Source organism: Flavobacterium aquaticum (genome assembly GCF_003259835.1).
Lineage (GTDB): Bacteria > Bacteroidota > Bacteroidia > Flavobacteriales > Flavobacteriaceae > Flavobacterium > Flavobacterium aquaticum.
The window spans coordinates 135,303-159,127 of the sequence record NZ_QLMI01000006.1; the positions used below are offsets into that span (position 1 = coordinate 135,303).

Here is a 23,825-nt window from a genome sequence, read left to right on the forward strand (position 1 = left end):
GAATATGAGATTGGTTTTAAAAAGTATTAAAAACAAATATAAGTAATTTCACAAAATAGATAACAAATGGAAAACTTCCATTTCCTACCCATGATACACCCTCGAAAACACAATCTTCCCTTCTTTAATTTCTAAAACTTCAGCTACTAACATATCGGCTTCACCTTCAACTTGACGTGTGTATTCCATAAAAACTCGGTCAGTGTTAGCTGTTAATGAGGTTACTTTGTAATGTAACGTTGGTAATCTATCAAAAGCGTCTTGCCACCAAACGCGCATCGCTTCTTTTCCAATGATTAAACCATTGGTTTCGGGTTGACGAATTTTTAATTTTGGACTGAAATGTTGGGCTTCGTCGTCGTATAATTCTAATAATTTCTCTAAGTTTTTTGTATTGAAAGCATCGAACCATTTAATGGCGATTTGTTGTAGTTGATTTGGCATAGATAACACTATTTTTTATTTGAAACACATAGACATATAGGTTTCATAGTTTTAAAAAAAGTGGTTTCACTCTGCATAGAAAACATAGCGTTGTGAAAAATTTAAAAAAAAGGCACAAAGAAAAAATCAATGTGCCTATGTGTTTCAAAAAATACGTTTAAGCATTTTTAAGGTTGATGATTTCTTGTTCCGTTAAGAATCTCCAATCACCTCTTGGTAAATTTTTCTTAGTTAAACCTGCGAAAGTTACGCGGTCCACTTTTAAAACATCGTATTTCAAATGTTCGAAAATTCTACGAACGATTTTTACGTTTGAAGTTTTCATTTTTAAACCGATTTCGCTTTTTGGCTGATCTTCGATGTAAGTGATTTCTTCCACATAAACTCTGTGGTCATCTATTGTTAATCCTTTTTGGATACGCTCTAAATCTTCGAATTTTAAGTTTTTATCTAACGAAACTTGATATACTTTCGATGAACGTTGGTTTGGAGCAGTAAATTTTTGGATAATTTCTGTATCATTGGTAAACAATAACAAACCTGTCGTTGTTTTATCCATTCTTCCTACAGGCATTAAATTCGCTTTTGTTGCATTTCGAACTAAATCTAAAACATTAGTTGAACCTTGCGAATCATCTCCAGCAGTTGAAAAGTTTTTTGGCTTATTTAAAAGGATATATTCTTTCTTTTCTGGGGTGATGTTTACACCATCAAACTGAACTGAATCGGTTAATTTTACTTTGTAACCCATTTCAGTAATTACTTCACCGTTTACTTTTACATTTCCACTTTGAATGTAAATATCCGCATCTCTGCGGCTACACATTCCCGAATTAGAAATATAACGATTTAGACGAATTTCATCTGGATTAGATGGTTTTTTTGGAGATTTTGGAGCTTTAGGCGCTTCTGGTTTAGTTTTAAACTTTGAAGGCGCTTTACGAATTGGCGCATTTCCTCTTGAATTACTATCTTTTTTGTAACCTCCTTGTCTTCCTGAACCTGGACGACTTTTATCGCTATCTTGATGACGTGACATATTATAAACAATTTTTGCAAAGATATAACTAATATATGGAAATCAATTTTTTGCCATGAATTAAAACCGAAGGTTCTATTAAAACAATACAAAAAACACCTGAAACAATAATAAATTTCAATAAAAAATGAAGTTTTAGATATTCCGTCTTAGAAGTTGATTTCCATAAAAGTAAAGCAAAAAACAACAACCCAATCAAACTTAAATAAAAGTAAATATCCATGTAACCTACATCATAAACTTCAATTAAAAAATAAACTGGAATTAAAGTAGAAATCGTTAAAACCGAAATAATAGATTTAGCCATTTTTTCACCAAAAACAACAGGAATGGTTTTGTAATCGGCTATTAAATCGCCTTCGATATTCTCTAAATCTTTGATTAATTCGCGAATTAAAATAAGCAACAACAAGAAAGTCGCATGAGCAAAAATGACGTGATAAAAGTTTTTGTAATACATCAAAATTCCGAAAAAAGGCAGAACAGCTAAAACAGCAGCAGTGATGTTTCCAATTAAGAACATTTTTTTCAATTTGTGCGAATAAAACCAAATTAGAAAAATGTAAGTCGAAAAGAACAAAACCGCTCGCCATGAAATGAAAAACATCAACAAAGCAACAATGAAATTAATTCCGAAATAGACTTTCAACTTCGTTTCCTGACTCACCAAACGATCAATCATGGCTTTTTTAGGGCGATTGATTAAATCTTTTTTCGCATCGTAAAAATTATTAATAATATAACCTGAAGCAATGGTTAAAGTAGAAGCAACAACAATCAAAAACAAACGCCAATCGAGAATAATATCCAACGCTCGTTTCTCAGGAGCCAAAATGAAAATAGCAGAAAGATATTGCGCTAATGCCACGACCCAAATATTGTATCCTCTAATCACAGAAAAGAAGCTGAAGATTTTAGTAAGGACTAACTTGGATTTACGGGTGAGCATGAGTTTTTGTTCAAAGTTTAAAGTTTAAAGTTTCCTTCAAACTAAAAACATTAAAAATTATAAACCACTTCTAATTTATAGTCTTTCAGCGATTCTTTTGCTTTGTCTAAATCTTGAGTAAATCCTAAAATATAACCGCCACCGCCAGAACCGCATAATTTCAAATAGTAATCGTTGGTATCGATACCTTTTTGCCATACTTGGTGAAATTGCTCTGGAATCATAGGCTTGAAGTTATTCAAAACTACTTTTGATAATTGTTTGGTGTTTTCTAATAACGATTTTACATCGCCGTGCAAGAAATTTTCCACACAAGCATCGGTATATTTTATGAATTGTGATTTTAACATCGTACGGAAACCGTTATCTTTTAAGTTTTCCATAAAAATCGAAACCATTGGAGCTGTTTCTCCTACGATTCCTGAATCAATTAAGAAAACAGCACCTTTTCCTTGTGTGCTTTGAGTTGGAATTCCAGTTGCTTCAATATTATCTTTCGAGTTGATTAAAATTGGAATACTCAAATAACTATTCAACGGATCTAAACCTGAACTTTTTCCGTGGAAAAACGATTCCATTTGAGAGAAAATCGTTTTTAATTGCAATAATTTTTCACGAGTTAAATTCTCTAAAACAGTGATTTTATCATTAGCATATTTATCGTAAATAGCTGCTACTAAAGCACCGCTACTTCCTACTCCATATCCTTGTGGAATGCTCGAATCGAAATACATTCCGCTGTTTACATCTTGTTTTAAAACTTCTAAATTGAAAGTTACTAACTTAGGTTGTTCAACTTGTAATTGCTCCAAGTAAACAACGAATTTTTTTAAACTTTCGTTAGATTTAATAGCGCTTTCAGACGAATTTCCATCGTTCTTCAATGCGCCATTGTAAAAATTATAAGGAATTGAAAGTCCTTTCGAATCTTGTATAATTCCGTATTCTCCGAAAAGTAATATTTTTGAGTAAAAAAGTGGTCCTTTCATTTATATAAACTTTTTAATTTTTGATGGATTTTGACGTGTGTCAAAAACTGACAAAACTTTAATTTCTTTTATTGTGTAAGTGTAATACAAAGTTGATTGTTTCGTAATTACACATTTATGAATTCTAATATTTAATTCTGACTTTGGAAAAAGTTCAGGATTTTTAACAATTAAATTTAAACTTTTACTGACTTTATTAGCAAACTTTACCCTAGAATTAACTCCAAATTCGGCCTCAATAAACTCAAAAACATCTTTTAAATTTTCACGAGCTAAAGTTGTTAATACTAACTTCCTCATTTTAAATAAGGCGCAATGAAGGTATTAAAATCATGTACTTCTCCATTATCTGCCTGCTTTAATGATGCTTCAAGAAATTCTTTTTGTTCATCCGACAATTCATCCCACCAATCCTTCTCATCTTTTTGAAAAATTTTTCTAACAGCTTTCAGCACCGATGGATTTTCTGTCTCCATCAGCATTTTTATAAGCTCTAATTTTTCTAATTGAATATCCATTTTAACCGAAATGTATGGTAAATATACAAATTATTTTAATTGATTTGCACCGTTCCCAATTTGGTCGCAAATATAATGCCCTTTTTGACAAAACTCAACCAATTCATCTTGAATAAATTGCAACACATTTTCCTTTACATTTTCAGGGTATAAAACATGTACATTCGCTCCCGCATCTAAAGTAAAACTAACCGGAATCTGTGTTTCATTTCTGAACTTCCAAATTTTATTAATAATTTCCAATGTATTGGGTTTCATCAAGATAAAATACGGCATCGAAGTCATCATCATCGCATGTAAAGTCAATGCTTCACTTTCTACAATTTTGATAAACTCTGCTACATTTCCTGATGATAAAATGGCTTTTATTTTGGATAAATTTTCGTGCGCTTGAGCAAAACGTCTTTCTGCATAAGGATGATTGTGCATTAAATCGTGTCCAACCGTACTCGATACTTGCTTTTCTCCTTTATCGACTAACAAAATAGTATCTTGATAATTTTTAAAGTTAGAATGCATTTCAGAAAATTCAACTCCAAATAAATCCGAACTTCCTTTAATTTCGGCATGATTGCCCCAAACTACCACTTCACCTTTGACACTTCTACAAGCGCTACCACTACCTAATCTTGCTAAAAAAGAAGCTTTAGAATAAAAATAGTCATCAGAAATTGTTGGATTGATTGCTTTTTCTAAACTCATAATATTCATTGCTAAAGCCGCCATTCCAGATGCAGATGAAGCAATTCCTGAGCTATGAGGAAAGGTATTTTGCGTATCGATTTTAAAATGATATTCTTTTAAAAACGGACAATATTTTTCAATCCTTTCAAAGAATTTTTGAATTTTTGTCTTAAAATCTTCTTTTGGTTTCCCTTCAAAAAGCAAATCGAATGAAAAACTATTGTTTTCCGCTTTTTTAACTGCTTCTAATTTTGTGATTGTTTTACAATTGTTCAACGTAAAACTTATTGAAGGATTCGCTGGAATTTGGTTTTCTTTCTTGCCCCAATATTTCACTAAGGCAATATTACTAGGCGCGCTCCACTCAAAACTAGCCGATTCAATGGAATTATATGAAGTTGCGATAAAATCTTTTTCGGTAAGCATAGCTTAAAATTTTGACAAAAATACCGATTTTCATTGATTTGTTCCCTTGATATTTCGTTAATTTGCCTATAAAATTGAAAATATGAGCAAATATCTTAAAATAGTATATTGTGTTGCCATTTGTTTGGCTGTAGGTTACTTATCAAGCAACGTAACGCAATCAAGCATCAATACTTGGTATCCCGAAATTAAAAAGCCAAGTTTTAATCCGCCAAACTGGGTTTTTGCACCTGTTTGGACTATGCTTTTCATAATGATGGGAATAGCGGCTGGAATGGTTTGGAACAAACTAGAAAGCAACAAAGAATTGGTTAAAAAAGGTTTATTGTTTTTTACCATTCAATTACTTTTAAACGCTTTATGGTCGTATTTGTTTTTTGGATTAAACAATGTCCTATTAGCCTTAATCGAAATTATTTTACTTTGGTTAATCATTTATGAAACGTATCATATTTTCAAACAAATTGACAAAAGAGCTGGGTATTTATTAATTCCATACTTGGCATGGGTTGGATTTGCTACAATTTTAACAGGAAGTATTTATTGGTTGAATAGATAATTAATTTGCTTCAGAAATAGAATTTGCCACAATAAAACCACCTGTCCAAGCATTTTGAAAATTGAATCCGCCGGTAATGGCGTCGATATTTAAAATTTCGCCAGCAAAATACAGGTTTGGTAAAATTTTACTTTCCATTGTTTTGAAGTTCACTTCTTTCAAGTCGATTCCACCAGCAGTTACGAATTCTTCTTTAAACGTACTTTTTCCGTTTACTTGAAATTCAGCATTGGTTAGTTGTTCAACCAAAGTATTCAATTGCTTTTTGTTGACATCAGCCCATTTTAGTTCGTCTGAAATTCCCGCTGCTTTCACAAGGTTTTCCCAAAGGCGTTTTGGTAATTCGAAATGTGCATATTTAGAAACTAATTTTTTAGCATTTTCTTCTTTGATGGTTTTCAACAAATCAAGAGCTTCTTCAAAAGTAGTTTCGTTTAACCAATTGACTTGAATGGCAAACTGATATTTTTTATCCGCTAATTCTCTTGCTCCCCAAGCGGAAAGACGTAAAATTCCAGGACCACTCATTCCCCAGTGCGTAATCAATAATGGTCCAGAAGCTTCTAACTTAGATTTCTTAACCTTTACTGAAGCAACCGCAGAAAGTCCCATCAAATCTTTAATTCGAGGATCTTTGATGTTAAACGTAAATAAAGACGGAACAGGTTCGACAATTGAATGACCTAAATTTTGTAGTAAATCCCACATTTTTGGATTACTTCCAGAAGCCATTACTATTTTTTCGCAAGTAAAAATTTCTTGAGTTGTGGTTACTTTCCAATGGGTTTCAGTTTTATACAATTCTTGAACGCTGTGATTGGTTAAAACATCGATTTTCAGCTTTTTAACTGCTTCTTGAAAGCAATCAATTATGGTTTGAGATGAATTAGAAACAGGAAACATTCTTCCATCCTCTTCGATTTTAAGTTCTACTCCGTGTTTTTCGAACCAATCTATTGTATCTCCTGAACAAAACTGGTTAAATGGTCCTTTTAATTCGCGTTCACCGCGAGGATAAAATTTCACTAAATCATTTGGCACAAAACAAGCGTGCGTCACATTACATCTTCCGCCACCAGAAATACGTACTTTTTCTAAAACGCTTTTTCCTCTTTCAAGAATAGCTACTTTTAGATTTGGATTCTTCTCTACAATGTTTATTGCTGTAAAAAATCCGGCAGCTCCACCGCCAATGATGATGATGTTGTATTTTGAGTTCAAGTGATTTGTTTTTGCAAATATCGGTAATTTCAAAATAAAAAATCCTATCGACTTGCAATAGGACTTTAAGTATTGGTTTGAAAGGATTCTTAATTGTTTAATATGAAATATTGAAAAGGTTGTAGCGTGATGACTTCGTTATCTTTTAAACTCATTGGCTTTCCCGTCATGTAATTAGTAAAATCTCCTTTAATCGCTACTTTTGAATTAATTGGTTTGCTTGAAAAATTGGCAATATAAACTACTTTTTTACTGTTTTTCTCACGAATAAAAGCTAAAATATTGGTTTCGTCGTCTGTTTTAATTCTAGAATATTTCGCTTTATTTTTTCCTCCGTTTAACGCAGGATTTTCAGCTTTAAGCTTTCCTAATTTTGCTCTTAATTCCCAATCTTTTCCTTTGGTTTTTGGAATTGAATCTTTTTCGAAGAACTTCAAACTGTAATTCAAACCATATTCATTTCCACTGTAAATTAATGGCATTCCTGGCATCACATAAGACAAAGCTGTCATAGCTTCTTCTCCTTTACCTAATCTTCCTTTAATCGTTCCGTTCCAAGAATTCTCATCGTGATTATCCACAAAATTCATTAAAATATCATTTGATTCATAATCTTTGTTGATTTTCTCAATGTAGGCATCCCAATTTTTAACGGTTTCTTTCCCTTGTGTAATTTTATTCATTGTATGGTGCGCCTCCCATCCATAAGCCATATCAAAAAGACCTTCTTTTAATAATTCAGGTTCCCAAGCTTCTGCCAACATGAAGATATTTTTTTCTCTTCTTAATTGCGGAATTGCCTGTTGCCAAAAATCTAAAGGTACATTTCCAGCCACATCACAACGGAATCCATCGATATTTTCGTTTTTGATCCAATGCAACATATCAGAAGTCATTTCTTTGCGAAGTTCTTTATTATCATAATTCAAATCTGCAACATCAGACCAACCCCAAGATTTACCCGTTTCAGGATTAATTGGATCGATAATTTCCCCTTTTTTATTTTTAGTGTAATATTCAGGATGTTCTTTTATCCAAGTATGATCCCAACCCGTGTGATTTGGTACCCAATCTAAAATCACATAAATACCATTATCATGAGCAGTTTTTACCAGATTTCTGAAATCTTCGATAGTTCCAAACTCTGGGTTAACTTTTTTAAAATCAGAAACCGCATAATAGCTTCCTAAGAATTTGTGCTGTTCGTCTTGTGGCATTTCTGAAGCAAACTTGCCACCTGTTGCTTTTCTTTTAGTTTGAGAAATTGGAAAAATTGGCATCACCCAAATGATTTTTACTCCCAATTCTTTCAATTGCGGAATGTCTTTTGTAAAGGCATTGAAAGTTCCTTCTGGTGAATACTGACGGATATTTACTTCATAAATAACAGCACTTTCTTCTACTTCAGGAGAAAATTTTGCAATTTCTTTTGATGTTGCTGTTGCTGATGGTTTGTTTTCGTTTTTGCATCCGATAACAAGCATAACAGTTAATGCAATGACCATTTTCTTAATCATAATTTCTTATTTTAATTCTAAAATCATAGAGGTTTTACCTTCAACCGCTAATTCAGTTTTTAAATCGATAATTTTTCCTGAAAGAATATCATTTCCAGAAGTAAACGATTTGATATTTTCTTGAAAACGAGTAAGATTCAATTTCTGAGAATCTGGTGCATTATTGATGATTACCATAACCGTTTCTTTGTCATTGTGACGGAAATACACATACACATTGTTTTCAGGTATATAATGCGTTAATTTCCCAGTATGAATTACTTCTTTGCTTTTTCTCCAATTCAATACTTTTTTTGAAAAATCGAAATATTTTGCTTGTTCAGGAGTTCTTCCACTAGTTAAAAAAGCATTATTTGTATCGCCTTTCCAACCACCAGGGAAATCTTGACGAATATCGGCATCGCCTTTTCCTTTATCTCCAGCCATTCCAATTTCAGAGCCGTAATACAATTGTGGAATCCCTCTCATGGTTGCCATTATGGTCATTCCTAATTGGTATTTTTTGAAATCGTTTTGATAAATTTGATTGAAACGTCCTGTATCGTGATTCTCTAAGAAAATCAATAGATTATTTGGGTCAGCATACAAGAAATCATTAACAAAATTCTCATAAAATTTAATCATTCCGTTGCTCCAATCCGCTCTATCCTCATTGAAAACATTTCCAAAAACATCGTGTAATGTAAAATCCATCACACTTGGACAATTAGAATTGTAACTTTGGATTTTAGCAATCGGACTATCTTTTTGCCAATAGGAAATTTGGGCTTGATCGTGCATCCAAACTTCACCAACAATATTGAAATAGGGATATTCATCAGTAATCGCTTTTGTCCATTTTGCGATTCCTTCTTTATCGTTATACGAATAGGTATCAACACGGAATCCATCTAAATCGGCATATTCAATCCACCAAATCGCATTCTGTATTAGGTAATTCAACACCAAAGGATTTGACTGATTTAAATCGGGCATACTTGGCACAAACCAACCATCCATACACATTTTGGCATCAATTTTTGAACCATTAATATCATATTGCGTCGTCATGCGATAGTTACTTTGTTTGTAACCTGGAAATTGATGAAACCAATCGTAGGTTGGCATATCTTTAAACATCCAATGTTCAGCTCCCCAATGGTTCGTAACGTAATCTTTGATTAATTTCATGCCTCGTTTGTGCATTTCATCGGCTAGCTTTTTATATTCTTCATTGGTTCCATAACGCGGATCGATTCTATACACATCTGATTGTCCGTAAGTATGATAGGAATAGCCTTTGTCGTTATCTTCACACATTGGTGTGCTCCAAATTGCTGTTGCTCCTAATTCTTTGATGTAATCTAAGTTATTGATGATGCCTTGAATATCACCACCATGTCTTCCTCCTGGTAAACTTCTATTTACTTTTTCTTGTAATTCAGGCGATGAATCGTTATTTGGATTTCCGTTTGCGAAACGATCTGGCATCAATAAATACATCACATCAGATGCATCAAAACTTTTACGAAGTGCAGAATTGGGTCTTCTTTTTTTGATTTCGAAATTTCTTTTGAAAGATTTTTTGCCATTGGTAAACGTAAATTGCAGTTCTTGTGCTTTAACATTTTTAGTATCAATCGTAACAAAAAGGTAATTTGGATTCTCGGTTTTAGTTACATTCGTAATTACTACATTATTTGAAATGCTTACCGAATTTTGAGCAATATTCTTTCCGTAAAACAATACTTGAACTTCGCTTTTATTCATGCCTTCGTACCAAAAAGGTGGTTCCATTCGGTCAATTTGTGCCGATAGCGAAAGTGTAAACAAAGTAATTAGTGAGAAAATTATTTTTTTCATAGCTTTTATTATTTAACCTCAACAATACTAATAGCGTAACCACCACCTGCCGCTGTTCTCAATTGCAATTTAGTTTTATTGGTTACCTTTTGTTTTGAAATTTTGTAAGCTTGTGGATTAGTTTTATAATCCGCATCGGCAGCATCCGCATATATAGTGGCTTCGTATTTTTTTCCTTTTTCTAAGAAATCTAATGTAATAGTTGATGTTCTAGCATTGTATCCGTTTGAATTTCCAACAAACCAATTGCTAGAATTTTTGTCTTTTCGAGCAATTGTGATATAATAGCCTGGTTCTGCTTCTACATATTTTGAATTAGACCATTCTACAGGAACATCCTTGATAAATTGGAACGCATCTAAGAAACGGTTGTAGTTTTCTGGTAAATCGGCAGCCATTTGAAGTGGCGAATACATGACCACATACAATCCTAATTGATTCGCTAATGTTGTATTGACATGTGAATTGTTGTTTGGATTTAATTTTGCGATATCCATTTCGAAAATACCAGGGGTGTAATCCATTGGTCCGCCTAATAAACGTGTGAAAGGCAACAAAGTAGTGTGATTCGCTTTTGAACCACCAAACGCTTGGAATTCTGTTCCACGAGCTGATTCGTTTCCAATCATGTTAGGATAGGTTCTACAAATTCCTGTTGGGCGAACCGCTTCATGCGCGTTAATCATGATTTTATAATCCACCGCTTTTTCAATCACATATTGATAATGATTTAAAATCGATTGGCTGTAATGATGTTCGCCTAAAGGTAAAATATTCCCAACATAACCCGTTTTAGCTGCATCATAACCATTTTCATTCATAAATTGAAAAGCCTTATCTAAATGACGCTCATAATTTCGGGTTGAACCAGAAGTTTCATGGTGCATAATCATTTTTACACCTTTAGATTTTGCATATTCGTGAATTCCTTTCACATCAAAATCAGGATAAGGAGTAACGAAATCGAATACATAATCTTTTTCGTGACCAAACCAATCTTCCCAACCTTCGTTCCAACCTTCCACTAAAACCGCATCGAAACCATGTTTAGCAGCAAAATCGATATATTCTTTTACGTGTTTGGTATTGGCAGCGTGTTTCCCATTTGGTTTTGCTTTGATGAAATCCGTTACTCCTAATTGTACGGATGGAATTTCATCGGTGTACGCCCAAGAGCTTTTTCCGGTAATCATTTCCCACCAAACTCCTATGTATTTTACAGGTTTAATCCAAGATGTATCTTCTATTTTACAAGGTTCATTTAAGTTCAATGTCATTCGAGATGCTAATATATCACGAGCATCGGAACTTGCGATAATGGTTCTCCATGGCGAAACACATGGTGCTTGTAAATGTCCCTTATTCCCTTTAGCATCTGGAGTTAAATGCGATTGAAAAACTAAATTTTTATCGTCAAGATTCAAATGCATGCAAGAATAATTAATCAAAGCCGCTTCATGAATATTGATATAAATTCCGTCCGCAGTTTTTAACATTAAGGACGTTTGAACTCCCGTATCTGAAAATTGTTTTTGAGAAGCATTTTCAGAAACAGCACCACGGAATAACTTTCTAATTTCGGTTAACTTACTTTCTGTAAAATCGTATTCTTGCGTATCGTAGTCGCCCGGAATCCAAAATGCGGTGTGATCGCCGGTCATAGCGAACTCGGTACGTTCTTCTTTTAGCACAAAATATGTTAGGTTTTTTTGTTCTGGAAATTCGTAACGAAAACCTAAACCATCATTGAATAATCGAAAACGAATGATTACTTGTCGTTCCGTTTCGTTTTGTTTCAGAGTTAATGCTAATTCGTTGTAATGATTGCGAATTTCGGTTTCTTCACCCCAAACAGTTTTCCAAGTTTCATCAAAAGTATTTCGGACTTCGTTTACCAATTTAAAATCATTCAATAATGACTTTTTATCTTTTTGAAGTTCTAAACCTAACTTACTTTTTTTGATGATTTCTTTATTTTTCATGAAAAGTTGATACGTTGGTGTACCATCATTTTCTAAAGCGAAAATCATCTTGAAATTCCCATTTGGCGATTTTAATTCTTGAGCATTCATCCCAAAAATCGAAAAAACCATCACGAATACTGAAACAAAATATTTATACATATCTTACTATTTAATTAATTGCGATTCACCATTTACAAAAACATCCACATCCGAATTTCCTTCAATGGAAACATTTGTTCCTTCTTGTTTTACTTCAACTTTTACAATGGCGTTTCTGAAATTTACTTTGAAAGAATACCCTTTCCATTGTGCTGGAATTTTTGGTTCAAAATGCAATTGGTTATTTCTAACACGCATTCCACCAAAACCTTCAACGATGCTCATCCAAGTTCCCGCCATTGAAGTAATGTGTAAACCTTCTTCTACTTCTTTGTTGTAATCGTCTAAGTCCAAACGAGAAGTTCTTAAATAAAATGTATACGCTTGTTCCATTCTACCCAAAACAGCGGCTTGAATCGAATGCACACAAGGCGAAAGCGAACTTTCATGAACCGTAAATGGTTCGTAAAAATCGAAATGTTTTTCTAATTGTTCTTTGGTAAAATGATCTTCGAAGAAATAGAATCCTTGTAATGTGTCGGCTTGTTTGATGTAAGGTGAACGTAAAATTCTATCCCAAGACCATTTTTGATTAATTGGTCGTTGCGATTTATCTAAATCCGCTACTGTAATTAATTCTTTATCTAGGAAACCATCTTGTTGTAAATATACGCCGTGTTCTTCTGAATAAGGGAAATACATATTATCCGCCACTTTTTTCATTGCTGAAATTTCGGCTTGTGATAATTTCACTTTATTCATGATTCGAGTAAAATCCGATGGATATTCGTTTTCAATTTTGTTGATTTGCTCAACAGTGTAATCAATACACCATTTTGCTATGTAATTCGTGTACCAATTGTTGTTTACGTTATTTTCGTATTCATTTGGTCCCGTAACACCGAGAATTACATATTGATTTCTGTACGTTGAAAAAGTAGCTCTTTGATGCCAAAAACGCGCAATTCCAATTAAAACTTCTAAGCCTTTTTCTGGAATATAAGAATAATCGCCTGTAAATCGGTAATAGTTATAAATAGCGAAAGCGATGGCCCCATTTCTGTGAATTTCCTCGAAAGTAATTTCCCACTCGTTGTGACATTCTTCTCCATTCATGGTTACCATTGGATAAAGAGCAGCTCCATTTTTGAAACCTAATTTTTCAGCATTTTCGATGGCTTTATCCAATTGGTTGTATCGATACGCTAATAGATTTCTTGCAACTTGTTGGTCTTTGGTTGCCATATAAAAAGGAATACAATAGGCTTCGGTATCCCAATAAGTAGAACCACCGTATTTTTCACCTGTAAATCCTTTTGGACCAATATTTAATCTGGAATCTTTTCCTAAATAGGTTTGATTCAATTGGAAAATATTGAAACGAATTCCTTGTTGTGCTTTTACATCGCCATCAATGGTAATATCGCTCATTTCCCAAATTTTTGCCCAAGCTTCTTTTTGGTTATTAGTTAATTGCTTTACACCTATTTCCAAGGCAGTTGCAATACTGTTTTTTGCACCTATAATAGTGTTCTCATGATTCATAGAAATGGTATAACCACCTATTTTTTGAATCGTAGTCGTTTGTCCCTTCGTTACCGCAACTTGGTAGCAAAACTGAATCTTTTCTTTCGTTTCTTCAACACTTACGGGCGCTACACTCAAATTTGAACCTTCTAACAAAATACTATTTTGCATGAAAGTAGTTGCCGTGAAATGCGTTTTGAACGTTCTAGCCGTTACGAAAGCTTCATTACCTGAATGCTTTACGCTTATTGGTTCCCAAAATTTTTCTTCCCAATTGGCATCTTCATTATGAACTCCAGCATCCACATAAGGCTTGAAAACAATTTTTGCATCCGAATTCAAAGCGGTGATTTCGTAGTTGATAACCCCAACTTCATCCAAATCTAAAGATAAGAAACGTTGCACTTTTACAGCGATTTCGGTTCCATTTGCTAAAGTGGCAATAAAAGAACGATAATAAATACCTTCTTTCATGTTCAATTCACGACGGAAATTAGAAACCGACTGACATTTGGCTAAATCTAAATTTTCGCCATTAATTTCGATGTCAATTCCAATCCAATTTGGTGCGTTTAATACTTTTGCGAAATATTCTGGATAGCCGTTTTTCCACCAACCTACTTTTGTTTTATCGGGATAATAAATTCCGGCAATGTAACTTCCTTGAAACGTTTTGCCTGAATAGTGTTCTTCAAAATTAGCGCGTTGCCCCATAGCACCGTTTCCAATACTAAATAAACTTTCAGAAGATTTAACTCGCTCTGCATCAAATTCTTCTTCAATAATCGACCAATTGTCGGGTTGTATATAATCTTGATTCATTTTTGTAATATGTCAATTTTGTTAATGTGTCAATTAGTCAATTTCTTAACCAATTAATTGCGATAAAAAGGCTTCATCAATAAAAGTGAAATCTTTAAAATTGTAATTTGCTTCATGTAAAACGGTGGCATCGCCAATTCCTACACTTATCATGTTGGCAATATTAGCCGCTTGAATTCCAGCTACCGAATCTTCAAAAACGATGGCATTTTCATTGGAAACTCCTACCAATTGTGCTGCTCTTAAAAATACTTCCGGATCTGGTTTTGCGTTGGAAACGTCATTTCCATCCACAATAGCATCAAAAAAGTGCATGATATTGGTTTTTTCTAAAATAGGTCGCGCGTTTTTACTTGCCGAACCTAAAGCAATGAATTGGTTTTTACTTTTCAGATATTCCAATACTTTTAGTACACCTGGAAGAATTTCACTTTCGTCCATGTCTACTAAATAGGAAAGGTATTCTTCATTTTTTTGAACCAACCATTTGTTTTTATCTTCTTGGGAAGCTTGTACGTTTCCCAATTCTAAAATAATGTCTAACGAACGAACACGGCTAACGCCTTTTAAACCTTCGTTATGATCGTGCGTAAACTTGATTCCTAATTGGTTGGCCAACTTTTGCCAAGCTAAAAAATGATATTTAGCCGTGTCAACAATTACGCCGTCAAGGTCGAATATGAATGCTTTTTTCATGGTCTAAATATCTTTTTGATCTTTAACTTTTAATACCAAAAGGGCAGCTAATAGGAAACTTACACCACTCATAACAATAGCATAAATAGCATGATCGTTATAAACGTATTTCACTAAAGGACCGCCAATTAAGGCATTGATAATTTGTGGAATTACAATAAAAAAGTTGAAAATTCCCATGTAAACACCCATTTTTTTAGGCTGAATGGAGCCCGCCAAAATAGCGTAAGGCATAGCCAAAATACTTGCCCAAGCAAATCCGACTAAAACCATTGAGAAGATTAATGCTTCTTTGTTAGGCATAAAATACATCGAGATTAATCCGATTCCTCCTAAAACTAAAGAAAGTGCGTGTGTTTTTCTTCGTCCAATTTGTTTTGCGATGTAAGGCAACGCAAATGCTACTACAGCAGAAACTGCATTATAAACTCCGAAAATAATTCCTACCCAATCTCCAGCAGATTGAAATTCTGGACTTTTAGTATCACCTACTGATAACCCATAAATGTGTTGGGCAATTGCCGGAGTTGTAAAAACCCACATTCCAAACAATCCAAACCAAGAAAAGAATTGTACCCAACTTAGTTGACGCATCGTTTCTGGCATTTTTGCAAAATCTGAAAAAACATCTGAAAGTTTGGCTTCTTTGGTTTCACCAATAGCTTCTTTGTGTTCTTTCTCGTCTCTAAATTGTTCTAATTCTTCTGGAGAATATTCTTTAGTTGTGAAAATGGTTACTAAAATTGAAGCCACTAAAATTAGAGCTCCAATAATAAAAGAATAAATTAAGTTTAATGGAACAGCAGAAGTTTCTGAAGGTTGATTACTGATTCCAAACCAATTGGTTAAAACATAAGGCAACCATGATCCTACCACGGCTCCAATTCCAATTAATGCGGTTTGAACGCTAAAACCTAACGTATGTTGGTCTGCCCTTAAATTATCTCCCACCAAAGCACGAAAAGGTTCCATGGCAATGTTAAAAGAAGCATCCATAATCATTAACATTCCAGCGCCTACCCACAGTGCAGGCATAAAAGCAATGAATATTTCGGCTTGCGGCATTAAAATTAAACCAACTGATGCTAAGATCGCACCTGCCAAGAAATATGGTTTTCTTCTACCAAATTTAGACCAAGTGTTATCGCTATAGTGTCCGATTATCGGTTGCACAATTAATCCCATTAAAGGAGCAATTATCCAAAACCATGATAATTCATGAACATCGGCACCAAAAAGCTGAAGAATTCTACTTGCGTTAGCATTTTGTAGGGCAAAACCCATTTGGATTCCCAAAAAACCGAAACTCATGTTCCAAATTTCCCAGAAACCTAATTTACGCTTTTCCATTATCGTAATTTATTGATTAATAAATCGATAAGCGTTCTATGTGCTTATCAAAACTTATGTTTTTAGAAGTGAAGTTACAAGCTTTGATATCACAAATATAAAAGGTTATTTTAATAAATAATCTTATTTGAGTAAATATTTTTTATTCGAATAATGTAAATTAAAATTTTAATTAATTGATTTTCAGTAAATTAAACTCAACTATCACGATTTCGTAGATTCTCGAATTATTAGATTCGTTTCGATGATTTCGGTTTTGTAATGTTCGTCTTCTTCATCTTCTAATTCCAATCTTTTAATTAGCATTTCGGCAGCTTTTCTTCCCATTTTAATACCATTTTGACTGATGGTGGTAATGGTTGGCGTGGAATATTTTGAGATAATTCCATCTGTGAAAGCTACTACTGATAAATCTTCAGGAATTTTGATTCCTTTAGACATTGCTAATTTTAGTGCAGTTACAGCAAACAATTCGTTAACCGCCAAAATAGCATCAATAGATTGATTTTCTAATAATTCATTGATTTTCTCATCGCAATGTTCGGTATCTTCAATTCGGATTATTAAGTTTTCATCTACTTCTATTCCGTGATCGTGTAAAACATTTAGATAACCATCTGTTCTTAATTTCCCAACACTAACGTAATCAACTGTAGTTAGTAGGGCGATTTTCTTCAATCCTTTAGAAATTAAGAAATTGGTAGCTTCGTAGGCCGCCAATTGATCATCAATAATTACTTTATCACATAGAATATCATTGGAAATTCTATCAAAAAGCACTACCGGCATTCCTTGGTTAATTACCTCTTGAAGATGGTGAAAGTCTTTCTTTTGTTGGGTTTCTTTTGATAACGACATAATAAAACCATCGGTACTTCCATTGGCCAACATTTCCATATTGATGACTTCTTTGTCGAAAGACTCGTCTGACAAACATACAATTACATTATAGCCACATTCATTTGCCACTTGCTCTATACCACTAATTACTGTAGCAAAAAAGTGATGCACAATTTCAGGAATTATAATACCAATTGTCTTAGTTTTCTTGTTTTTTAAGCTTAGCGCAATATTATTAGGTTTGTAATTATATAACTTGGCAAAAGCTTGAACTTTCAAACGAGTGTCTTCGCTGATTTCAGGGCTATCACGTAATGATTTTGAAACAGTAGAAATAGATACATCCAATTCTTTTGCAATTTGCTTTAACGTAACTTTTCTTCTCATAGCAATCTAGGCGGTTATAATTTTTTAATAAATGTAACTTATTTTTTTGGGTCTTGCAATATTATGTTAAAAATTGACACTTATTGATAAAGTTTTCAACACGAAAACGTTTTCGAAAGGTTTTTACCAAAACTCAGTTTTTTTATCTGCAATTTTTACATAAATTTAACATTAGAAGTGGATTTACAAGCGAATAAAAAACAATTTAACCTAAACAATTTGTATGAAAACACTGCAAAAAAAGTTATTGCTTTTGCTACTGATGTTACCCTTAGGCTTATTGGCTCAAAACACCCTTAAAGGGGTAGTTTTAGACGGCTCTTCAAAACAAACCTTACCAGGAGTAAATGTATTAGTGGCGGGCACAACAAACGGAGCTACTACCGACTTTGATGGAAATTTCACTTTAACAAACATCAAAAAAGGAGATAAAATTGTATTCTCATATATAGGCTTTAAAGATGAAACCATAACATATGAAAATCAAAACACAATAACAATTACTTTACAAGAAGATCAAAAAGAATTAAAAGATGTAATAGTAATTGGATATGGAACTACAACTAAGAAAGATGCGACAGGGTCTGTTACATCTGTAACATCAAAAGAGTTCAATAAAGGAGCCATTGTTTCAGCAGATCAACTACTTACAGGCAAAGCACCAGGAGTTAGGATAACCAACAATGGTGGACAACCAGATTCTGCTCCTAATATTAGAATTAGAGGAGGTTCTTCATTAAATGCAAATAGTAGTCCTTTATTGGTAATTGATGGTGTTCCAGTAGATAACACAACACCTGCTGGGGTTTCTAATCCATTATCGTTAATAAACCCTAATGATATTGAAAGCTTTACAATTCTTAAAGACGCTTCTGCAACTGCAATTTATGGTTCTAGAGCATCAAACGGAGTTATCATAATTACAACAAAAAAAGGAAGCAAAGGAAGTCCTGAATTTAATTATTCTTCAAGTGTTTCTTTTGGGAATGTTTCTAAAAAAATCAATGTAATGGATGGTAAAACATTCTCAAAATTTATTCAAGAATATCATCCAGATTTAGTAAATAATTTAGGTATAGCTGATCCAAGTGCTCCTGTAGGAACAGTTGATGATCCAAGCACTCCAGATGTTATTGAAGGTCGTATATTATCTAATACAGACTGGCAAGATGCAATCTTTAGAAACTCTATTTCTACAGATCATAACATTAGTGGTAGAGCAAATTTATTTGGATATTTACCCTTTAGAGCGTCTCTTGGATACACCCGAAATGAAGGTATAGTAAAAACAAATGATTACGAAAGATATTCATATTCTATCAAAATGAATCCTAATATGTTTGACAATCATTTGAAGTTAGACGTTAATGCAAAAGGAATTATCACAGACAAAAATGCGATAGATGAGGGAAGCGCATTAGCTGGTGCAGTTAATATGGACCCTACAAAACCAATTTATGATTCAAATAGTATTTTTGGAGGTTACTATCAAACTATGACTGCAAGCAACCCAAATATAGTGAGTGGCCAATACAATCCAGTTGCGCTTTTAGAACAAAGAAGCAGACCTGAAAGAAGTATCCGTTTTTTAGGAAATATTGAAATGGATTACAAAATGCATTTTTTACCAGAGTTAAGAGCTGTGGTAAATTTAGGTTTAGATGCTTCAGAATCAAAAATTAGAGAAACTTTTACCGATAATGCAATTGCAACATATAACGGAACAAACGTTGTATTTAATCCTGGAAAAAATTATCAAGAAAATCAAACTATTACAAATACCACATTTGATAGTTATTTAGTTTATACTAAAAACATGAATGGTTTACTTAAAAAATTTGATATTCAAGGAGGCTATTCTTATCAAAACTTCAAAAATGATGGTAACAAAGAAATTTACCAATACAACCCTAATACTGGCATAAGAGAAATTCTAATAAACCCTAACAATCCAAACAACAGGTATTATAACGAATTGAATTTACAATCTTTCTTTGGAAGAACAAACCTTGACTTTGCAAACAAATATTTATTAACACTATCGTTTAGAGCTGATGGTTCATCTTTGTTTAGAGAAAAAGACAGATGGGGCTTCTTTCCAGCAGCAGCATTAGCTTGGAAATTAAAAGAGGAAGACTTTCTTAAAAACGTAACTTTTGTTAATGATTTAAAACTACGTTTAAGTGCAGGTAAAACAGGGCAACAAGACATTACTGGAAATGTAGGGTTTTACCCATCAATTCCTTTATTCTCTATAGGTAGTACAACCAGTCAATACTTACCAGGTTCTAACTTATATTCAGCATTACCATTTAATGAAAATTTAACTTGGGAAAAAACATCGACTGTAAATGCAGGATTAGATTTTAACTTCTTTAAAAACAGTTTAATCAGTGGTGCATTTGATATTTATTATAACAAAACTTCTGATTTATTAGCAAGAGTTCCTACAGCTCCTGGACAATATTTAAGTGATAGTTTTATAACTAATGTTGGAAAAACTGAAGGAAAAGGTTTTGAACTTAATTTAAACATTAAACCTATTTCTAACGACAATTCAACTCTTGAATTCTATTCAAATATTGCTTATAACAGTGTTGAAGTAACAGATTTAGGAGATGTTGAAAGACTAAACGCTGGTGGAGGATTACCAGTTGGAACTAATGTAAACTCTCAAGTAAATGCAGTTGGTTTTCAGCCTTATGCTTTTTGGTTATTCCAACAATTATATGATACAGATGGAAATGTAATTCCTGGTGCATTTGTGGACAGAAATGGAGATGGTCAAATTACTAATGACGACCGTTACTATGTAGAAAGAACACCAAAATGGACTTTTGGATTTGGATTTAACTACAACTATAAAAACTGGGATTTTGGAACAAGTTTTAGAGGTCAATTTGGTGGACAAACTTATAATTCTAGAATCCTTACATCTGGATGGATTGATGCGGCTGTACCAACAAATTCTAGTAGCTTATCAAATGTTTTAGATTTTTATGCAGGTGAAGCTAGCACATCATTTATCAATTTTAATGGAAATGAAAAATTCTCTGACTACATGGTAGAAGATGCAACATTCTTAAGATGTGAAAATATAGTTTTAGGATATAGATTTAACAAATTCTATAAAGATGCTTCTTTAAGACTTTACGGAGCAGTTAACAACGCATTCCTTGTAACAAAATATGGCGGTCAAGACCCTGAAAACTTTGGAGGAATTGACAACAATTTCTATCCAAGACCAAGAGTATATACAGTAGGTTTAAGCTTAGATTTCTAAAAAAACACTATGAAAAAAATAAAATTATTTAGCTTCATTGCATTAATATCAGTTTCAATTTCATGTACTGATGATTTAAATACAGAGCCTGTAGTAGAACTTTCATTAGAACAACTTTTGGCGCAAGATCCTAATGCAATAAATGGAATTATGTCAAAACTATATGGTTCATTTGCCTTATCAGGACCTAATGGCCCTGGAAGTTCTGATATTAGTGATGACCCAGGAGAATCTCCATTCTTAAGAGGAATTGTAAATTTACAAGATTTTACTGCCGATGGAATGAAAAACAGATGGGGAGATGATGGCTTAGATCAATTAACAACAGCTTCTAACTGGGATGAAAATAATAAATTCTTTAGATATTTGTATAATAGAGTTTACTACACCGTACCACAATGTAACAATTTATTAGTAGTATTAAACTCTGTTTCTATTGAAAACAAAGATCAAGTTATAGCTGAAGTTAAATTTCTTAGATCTTTAGCTTATTATTACATGATTGATTGTTTTGGAAAAGGCGTATTAGTAACAGAGGCACAAAATGGTGTTTCAACTCCTTTACCTGAATCAACAAGAACAGAACTATTTAACTTTGTTGAAAGTGAACTTGTTCAAGCAATTGAAAATTTACCTCAAACAAATTCATATGGAAGAGCTAATAAATATGCCGCTTCAATGCTATTAGCAAAACTATATATGAATGCTGAAGTCTATACAGGCACTCCAAGATACACTGACGCTCTAACATATATTAATAAAATCATCAATGAGGGTGGTTATGTATTAGATGACGACTTTGTTGAAGTTTTCTCTGCTGATAACTACATGTCTTCTGAAATTATTTTCCCTTTAATTGCGGATGCTATTGTAAGTCAAAGTTTTGGAAATACTACTTATATCATTAATGGAAGTATGAATAGTGCTACAATGACAACAACTCTGTTTGGTAACCCTGGCGGTAATGATGCATGGGCAGGTCACAGAGCAACTAAAGCATGGTATGGATTATTTGGTCCATTAGGTTCTTCAACAGATGATAGAGCTGATTTATTTTGGACATCTGGACATACTTATGAAATGACCGATTACAAAGAATGGACAAACGGATATCCTTCTACTAAATTTAGAAATACTAATTTTCATTCAACTTCTGGAACACCAACAGTTTTTTCAAGCACAGATTTTCCACTTTATAGATTATCAGATGTTTATTTGATGTATGCAGAATGTGCAATAAGAGGTGCTGGAGGAACATTAAGTCAAGCTGCAACATATGTAAACTTGGTGAGAAATCGTTCAAATGCTACTTCAATTACTGAATCTGACCTTACATTAGATTTCATCTTAGACGAAAGAGGAAGAGAACTTAACTTAGAAGGACATAGAAGAAGTGATTTAATTCGTTTTGGAAAATTTACTGGCGGATCATATCTATGGCCATGGAAAGGAAACGCTCAAACAGGCACTAGTATACCAAGTACATATAACGTTTTCCCTATTCCTTTGACCGCTTTACAAGCTAATCCTAATTTAACACAAAACCCTGGTTATTAATATAAAAAGTATATCAAATGAAAAATTTATTAAAAATAGGTGCATTAGCAATTTTATTTATTGCAAATGTGTCATGTGAGAATGATGATCAAACAATTATTAACCCTAGTGGAGGTCCAGAATTATTAACTCCATTAACAGGAAGTTCATATATTTTAAATCGTAGCACCCCATCAGCTGAAGTAACAACTTTAGTTTGGAATCACGCTGATTACGGCGTTCAAACTGAAATTAATTATGAAGTTGAATTTTCTTTAGCAGACACAGAATTTGCAGTAATTACTTCAGGTGGTTTAACAAATAATCGCTTTATAACTTTTACACACGAATCTCTTAATGCTATTGCTCTTAGTGCTGGGCTAACACCTTACATTGCTGGAGATTTAGACCTAAGAATTAAATCGTCTTTAGGAACTAATGAAGATGTTGTTGCTTATTCAAATGTTGTTACTATTACTGTAACTCCATATCCTACAGATCTACCAAAACTTGCCGTAGCTGGTAATCATCAAGGTTGGAATGCTGGAAACGCTCCTCTAATAGCAGCTTCAGATTTTGGAAGAACTGACTTTGAAGGATATGTTTGGTTAGATGGCGAGTTTAAATTTGTTGCTCAAAGTGCTGACGGAACATTTAACTTCCCTCCCGCTGGCGGACCTGACTATGGAGATAATGGTGATTTCTCAGGAATCTTAGCTGAAACAGGAGAATCAAACTGTACTGCTATAGCTGGTTATTACAGAGTAAGAGCAAATACTGGTGCTATTACAACTCAAAATCCTGATGGAATGACTTACTCAACAACTGCAGTTAGCTGGGGAATCATCGGTTCTGCAACTCCTACAGGATGGGATTCTGACACAGATTTAACGTACAATCCAACAACTAAAAAATTAGAAATTGCTAGTATCGCATTAGTACCTGGAGCATTCAAATTTAGAGGAAACAATGCTTGGAGTAATGGTTTCGATTTAGGAACGGTTAATGCTGACGGATTCTTAGTTGACGGTGGTGATTTAACATTCTCAGGAGCGGCAGGAAACTATAAAGTTATTTTAGATTTATCTAATCCTAGAAGATACACTTACGAGTTAATTGCTCTTTAATTCAAA

The 23,825-nt window shown here is 33.4% G+C and carries 19 protein-coding genes; 4 read left to right on the forward strand and 15 right to left on the reverse strand.

Annotation, left to right across the window (positions count from 1 at the left end; translation table 11 throughout):
• Window positions 1–84: 84 nt before the first annotated feature.
• The 7 genes from B0I03_RS10485 to B0I03_RS10515 form a co-directional block, all read right to left on the reverse strand.
• Complete coding sequence (locus B0I03_RS10485; RefSeq protein WP_111567392.1) at window positions 85–444, reverse strand: nuclear transport factor 2 family protein; 360 nt, start codon at window positions 442–444, stop codon at window positions 85–87.
• A 157-nt stretch (window positions 445–601) separates the two neighbouring features.
• Window positions 602–1,483: a pseudouridine synthase gene (locus tag B0I03_RS10490; protein WP_111567393.1), complete on the reverse strand. Its 882-nt coding sequence runs from the start codon at window positions 1,481–1,483 to the stop codon at window positions 602–604.
• Between the two features lie 28 nt (window positions 1,484–1,511).
• A complete protein-coding gene (locus B0I03_RS10495; protein WP_111567394.1) occupies window positions 1,512–2,432 on the reverse strand; it encodes a geranylgeranylglycerol-phosphate geranylgeranyltransferase in 921 nt (306 codons plus the stop codon).
• A 50-nt stretch (window positions 2,433–2,482) separates the two neighbouring features.
• Window positions 2,483–3,421, reverse strand: a complete 939-nt coding sequence (locus B0I03_RS10500; protein WP_111567395.1) for a mevalonate kinase family protein — start codon at window positions 3,419–3,421, stop codon at window positions 2,483–2,485.
• On the reverse strand, window positions 3,422–3,721 hold the full coding sequence (locus B0I03_RS10505) for a type II toxin-antitoxin system RelE/ParE family toxin (RefSeq protein ID WP_111567396.1): 300 nt from the start codon (window positions 3,719–3,721) through the stop codon (window positions 3,422–3,424).
• On the reverse strand, window positions 3,718–3,939 hold the full coding sequence (locus B0I03_RS10510; protein ID WP_111567397.1) for a hypothetical protein: 222 nt from the start codon (window positions 3,937–3,939) through the stop codon (window positions 3,718–3,720). The genes B0I03_RS10505 and B0I03_RS10510 overlap by 4 nt, the downstream gene beginning before the upstream one ends.
• Window positions 3,940–3,969: 30 nt before the next feature.
• Entirely contained in the window at window positions 3,970–5,049 is a 1,080-nt protein-coding gene (locus B0I03_RS10515; protein WP_111567398.1) for a diphosphomevalonate/mevalonate 3,5-bisphosphate decarboxylase family protein, read from the reverse strand.
• 82 nt (window positions 5,050–5,131) lie between these two features.
• Between B0I03_RS10515 and B0I03_RS10520 the strand changes: the two genes are divergently transcribed.
• The gene (locus B0I03_RS10520; RefSeq protein WP_111567399.1) at window positions 5,132–5,608 is read left to right on the forward strand and encodes a TspO/MBR family protein; all 477 of its coding nucleotides are present in this window, start codon (window positions 5,132–5,134) and stop codon (window positions 5,606–5,608) included.
• On the opposite strand, the gene B0I03_RS10525 is transcribed toward B0I03_RS10520, so the two are convergent.
• From B0I03_RS10525 to B0I03_RS10560, 8 genes are all read right to left on the reverse strand, one after another.
• Window positions 5,609–6,829 (reverse strand): BaiN/RdsA family NAD(P)/FAD-dependent oxidoreductase, encoded by a 1,221-nt coding sequence (locus tag B0I03_RS10525; RefSeq protein ID WP_111567400.1) that lies wholly within the window; start codon window positions 6,827–6,829, stop codon window positions 5,609–5,611.
• A gap of 89 nt (window positions 6,830–6,918) precedes the next feature.
• Window positions 6,919–8,346, reverse strand: a complete 1,428-nt coding sequence (locus B0I03_RS10530; protein WP_394338072.1) for an alpha-amylase family glycosyl hydrolase — start codon at window positions 8,344–8,346, stop codon at window positions 6,919–6,921.
• A 6-nt stretch (window positions 8,347–8,352) separates the two neighbouring features.
• A complete protein-coding gene (locus tag B0I03_RS10535; RefSeq protein ID WP_111567401.1) occupies window positions 8,353–10,188 on the reverse strand; it encodes a glycoside hydrolase family 13 protein in 1,836 nt (611 codons plus the stop codon).
• Window positions 10,189–10,196: 8 nt separating this feature from the next.
• Window positions 10,197–12,311: a glycoside hydrolase family 97 protein gene (locus B0I03_RS10540; RefSeq protein WP_111567402.1), complete on the reverse strand. Its 2,115-nt coding sequence runs from the start codon at window positions 12,309–12,311 to the stop codon at window positions 10,197–10,199.
• Window positions 12,312–12,317: 6 nt separating this feature from the next.
• Window positions 12,318–14,600 (reverse strand): glycoside hydrolase family 65 protein, encoded by a 2,283-nt coding sequence (locus B0I03_RS10545; RefSeq protein WP_111567403.1) that lies wholly within the window; start codon window positions 14,598–14,600, stop codon window positions 12,318–12,320.
• Between the two features lie 45 nt (window positions 14,601–14,645).
• Entirely contained in the window at window positions 14,646–15,296 is a 651-nt protein-coding gene (pgmB, locus tag B0I03_RS10550; RefSeq protein ID WP_111567404.1) for a beta-phosphoglucomutase, read from the reverse strand.
• A 3-nt stretch (window positions 15,297–15,299) separates the two neighbouring features.
• Window positions 15,300–16,646 carry an MFS transporter gene (locus B0I03_RS10555; RefSeq protein ID WP_111567405.1) on the reverse strand — a complete coding sequence of 449 codons (1,347 nt, stop codon included), beginning with the start codon at window positions 16,644–16,646 and terminating at the stop codon, window positions 15,300–15,302.
• A gap of 204 nt (window positions 16,647–16,850) precedes the next feature.
• The gene (locus B0I03_RS10560; protein ID WP_111567406.1) at window positions 16,851–17,873 is read right to left on the reverse strand and encodes a LacI family DNA-binding transcriptional regulator; all 1,023 of its coding nucleotides are present in this window, start codon (window positions 17,871–17,873) and stop codon (window positions 16,851–16,853) included.
• A gap of 223 nt (window positions 17,874–18,096) precedes the next feature.
• On the opposite strand from B0I03_RS10560, the gene B0I03_RS10565 reads away from it, so the two are divergent.
• The 3 genes from B0I03_RS10565 to B0I03_RS10575 are packed head-to-tail and all read left to right on the forward strand — an operon-like array spanning window position 18,097 to window position 23,819.
• On the forward strand, window positions 18,097–21,156 hold the full coding sequence (locus tag B0I03_RS10565) for a SusC/RagA family TonB-linked outer membrane protein (RefSeq protein ID WP_111567407.1): 3,060 nt from the start codon (window positions 18,097–18,099) through the stop codon (window positions 21,154–21,156).
• 9 nt (window positions 21,157–21,165) lie between these two features.
• On the forward strand, window positions 21,166–22,713 hold the full coding sequence (locus tag B0I03_RS10570) for a RagB/SusD family nutrient uptake outer membrane protein (RefSeq protein ID WP_111567408.1): 1,548 nt from the start codon (window positions 21,166–21,168) through the stop codon (window positions 22,711–22,713).
• A gap of 17 nt (window positions 22,714–22,730) precedes the next feature.
• A complete protein-coding gene (locus tag B0I03_RS10575) occupies window positions 22,731–23,819 on the forward strand; it encodes a SusE domain-containing protein (RefSeq protein ID WP_111567409.1) in 1,089 nt (362 codons plus the stop codon).
• Window positions 23,820–23,825: the final 6 nt, after the last annotated feature.